5 protein-coding genes are annotated in these 2662 nt (G+C 67.8%); all 5 read right to left on the reverse strand.

The features are described 5' to 3' along the window. Positions 1-173: uracil phosphoribosyltransferase (locus AC1DU6_RS26550; protein ID WP_477860787.1), on the reverse strand; the 173-nt coding region annotated here is incomplete at its 3' end. Between the two features lie 33 nt (positions 174-206). Next, positions 207-944, reverse strand: a complete 738-nt coding sequence (gene rlmB, locus AC1DU6_RS26555; RefSeq protein WP_056196486.1) for a 23S rRNA (guanosine(2251)-2'-O)-methyltransferase RlmB — start codon at positions 942-944, stop codon at positions 207-209. Between the two features lie 15 nt (positions 945-959). Then, positions 960-1751, reverse strand: coding sequence for a polysaccharide deacetylase family protein (locus AC1DU6_RS26560; protein WP_477860781.1), 792 nt, complete (start codon positions 1749-1751; stop codon positions 960-962). Next, complete coding sequence (locus AC1DU6_RS26565; RefSeq protein ID WP_477860783.1) at positions 1751-2473, reverse strand: acetyltransferase domain-containing protein; 723 nt, start codon at positions 2471-2473, stop codon at positions 1751-1753. Before AC1DU6_RS26565 ends, AC1DU6_RS26560 begins: the two co-directional genes overlap by 1 nt. Positions 2474-2479: 6 nt before the next feature. Next, the coding region (locus tag AC1DU6_RS26570) for a hypothetical protein (protein WP_477860785.1) at positions 2480-2662 on the reverse strand (183 nt) is incomplete at its 5' end.

The raw sequence follows: 2662 nt of genomic DNA on the forward strand, positions 1-2662 counted from the left end.
CTCCAGCAGTTGATCGTCGTCTTCTCCAGCGGGAAGTCGGCCGTCGCCTCGTAGCAGAGCAGCCGCGCCACCTCGCCGGTCAGCTCGCGGAACTTCTTCGTCGAGATGTCGACCTCGCGCATCAGGCCGATCTTGTGCTTGACGAGGGGGTGCTTGACTTCGATGACGGCCATGGCGGGCTTCCTATTTTTTCTGAATAGTCAGAATTATCGACGTTGACGAAGGGCCTCGTAGAGGCAAACCCCGGACGCTACCGACACGTTCAGGCTTTCGACGGCGCCGGCCATCGGGATGCGCACCAGTTCGTCGCAGGTCTTGGCCGTCAGCTGGCGCATGCCCTCACCTTCCGCGCCCAGCACGAAGGCCACCGGGCGCTTCAGGTCCAGGTCATAGATGGAGCGCTCGGCCTGGTCAGACGTGCCGACCACCCAGATGTCGCGTTCCTTCAGCTCATTCAAGGTCCGTGCCAGGTTGGTGACCATCAGATAGGGCACGGTCTCGGCCGCGCCGCTGGCCACCTTGGCCACCGTGGCGTTCAGGCCTACGGCGCGGTCCTTGGGGGCGACGACGGCATGGGCGCCAGCGCCATCGGCCACGCGCAGGCAGGCACCGAGGTTGTGCGGGTCGGTCACGCCGTCCAGCACCAGCACCAGCGGCGGGCCTTCAACGGCGTCCAGCACGTCGTCCAGCGAATGCAGCTGGGCCAGCGCCTGCACCCGGGCCACGACGCCCTGGTGGCGCGGGCTGCCGGCGATCTGGCTCAGACGCTCGTCGTTGCTCTCCACCAGCTTGGCGCCGGCCTCCTTGGCACGCTCGACGAAGGCGCGCATGCGCTGGTCGCGCCGGGACGGGTCGAAATGGACCTCGGCGACCGAGGCCGGATGGGTCTTGAGGCGGACGGTGACGGCGTGGAAGCCGAACAGGACGGACTTGGGGGAGCTCATGGCCGCATTGTCGGTTCAGCGGCCGGCCTGCTTCCTCGCGTTCTCCATGACGTTCACAAAGCTGTCGGTCCAGAAGCGCGCCTTGTTCCTGGCCAGATGGTCCAGCAACTGGTCGTGGGCCTCGCGGGTCACGCTCAGGTGTTCGGCACCAACACCGTGAAAGAGCAGCGACACCAGCGCATGCTGGGCGGCGGCCTTCTCGACCAGGGCGATCAGTTGCTCGCCGCTCATGCCCTCGACGAAATAGACCGGCATGGCATAGGGGTCGAGCGCGGCAGCATCGGTAACCATGGCCGGGCCGGCAGCCCGGTAGGCGACGAAATGCGGCTTCAGTGCCGCGACGAAATCCCGGCCGCCGGCCTGCATGTCCAGGCACGGGGGCGTGAACGTGCGGCGGGCCTTGCCGTCCAGCGCTTGCAGCCAGGTGTTGGCGGCGATGACCTGCTCCTGCACCTGGGCCGGCATCTGGCGCTCCAGGTCGCGCTGCGGCTGCACCCACTCGCGGCCGGGGCCTTTGGCCGAGCAGCCGTGAAAGAGGCTGTGATTGCCCAGCTCATGGCCGGCCGCAGCGGCGGCCTTCCATTCGTTCTGGCGGCCGGGCAGCGTCGGGCCATTGATGGGAATGTAGAAACTCGCCCTCAGGCCGCGCTTGTTCAGCGCCGGCACGACATGATCGAGCTGGCTGTCCAGCGCGTCGTCATAGCCCAGGCTGACGGCCGCCTGCGCGCCGTTCGGCCACACGAAGGGCGCCGCCTGGACGGTCCAGCTCATCATCAGGCCAGCGGCGGCCAGAAGCAGTGCCCGCATCACGATCCTTTCAGCACTTGAACAACCATCAGCACGCCGATCAACACCGGCTGATGGACCATATAAAAACTCAACGACCAACGCCCCAGCACAGCCAGCGGCCGCGGCGCGCTGCCGGTCCAGAGGCCGGGCCAGGCACGCGTGACGGCAAAGCCGAGCAGCATGACGCCCAGCCACGGCAGCACCGGCACATAGTCCTCGGTGATGGGCTTGTGGGTGACGAGGCCGACCCAGTTGGTCCAGCGCGTGTCGAAAAAGGGCAGTTGCACCAGCCGTGGCGCCGCAACGGCCAGCGCGGCCAGCACCAGCAGCACCGCGTTCGGCAACCGGCTCAGGCCCATCCGCAGCAGCAGCAACATCACCGCGATGCCATGCAGCACGCCAAAGCTGATCCAGCTGTTGGGGAACATGAACCACGAGCCCAGCGAGACCAACGCCGCGCAGCCAGCTACCTGGCTCCAACGCTTCCAGAAGCGGCCAGCGCCCTGCCTCGCCAGCACCGCAAGGGCCTGGCCGCCGCCGGCGCAGAACAGGAAGAGGCTGACGATGCAGATGCGCTGCCAGGTCCAGACCGGGTCGCGGTAGAAGTCCTGGCGGATCCAGCCGAAGTGGTTCAGGTCGAAACCGAAGTGGAACGCGGCCATCCAGACGATGGCCAGGCCGCGCAGGGCGTCGAGGCGATCGGAACGGGGGGGCGATTTGTCGGCGGCGGCCGTGGGCATGCAGGGCTAGGGAGTCGGCGAGGACGCCGGATTCTGACGCCTCGGCACATAGCCCCGCTGCACGAAATCGGTCTGCATCAGCCCCTGCATCGCGAACTGCGGCCCGCGCGCGCCACGCGCCCTGGCAACACGGCGAGGCGGCGGCGCCAGCGGTGGCTGGCTGGCGGCGTTTTCGGCGGGGCGCGCCGA

It is taken from the genome of Roseateles sp. P5_B10 (assembly GCF_056400485.1).

Coding starts and splice junctions, on each gene's coding strand:
- rlmB (WP_056196486.1), bottom strand. CDS start 944: ATGAGCTCCCCCAAGTCCGTCCTGTTCGGCTTCCACGCCGTCACCGTC.
- AC1DU6_RS26560 (WP_477860781.1), bottom strand. CDS start 1,751: ATGCGGGCACTGCTTCTGGCCGCCGCTGGCCTGATGATGAGCTGGACC.
- AC1DU6_RS26565 (WP_477860783.1), bottom strand. CDS start 2,473: ATGCCCACGGCCGCCGCCGACAAATCGCCCCCCCGTTCCGATCGCCTC.